This is a genomic window from Eubacterium sp. AF22-8LB (genome assembly GCF_003458715.1).
Taxonomy (GTDB): domain Bacteria; phylum Bacillota_I; class Bacilli_A; order Erysipelotrichales; family Erysipelotrichaceae; genus Holdemanella.
On the sequence record NZ_QRVI01000070.1, the window covers coordinates 1 to 330 of the forward strand.

A 330-nucleotide genomic window follows, 5' to 3' on the forward strand; every position below is an offset into this window, starting at 1 on the left:
CATTTTCTTCAGATTATGGCACGCAAAAATCAACCAAGCATTCTGTTGGTTTTTCTTCAAGCCTTTTAACCTTGTGAAACGTAGTCCATTGTTTTCTTTACAGTCCGCAAATACTCGTTCAATGGTTTCTTTTCTCTGTGGATAGATTTCTTTCCATTCCATAGTATGACGGATCTCATCGGCATATTCTCTAAACTCTTCCCATAGGTGACGTTCGATAACTTTTGTCATGTTCTTACTCTTTGTACATTTGTTTCTAAGAGGACAATCCTTGCAGTCTTTTGGATCCGATTTATATTGTCTGTATCCATTTCTTGTAGTAGTTGTATA

At 36.4% G+C, this 330-nt stretch carries 1 protein-coding gene; it reads right to left on the reverse strand.

Annotation, left to right across the window (positions count from 1 at the left end):
• A partial coding sequence (locus DWY01_RS11440; RefSeq protein ID WP_199519968.1) for a transposase occupies positions 1-330 on the reverse strand: 330 nt, incomplete at both ends.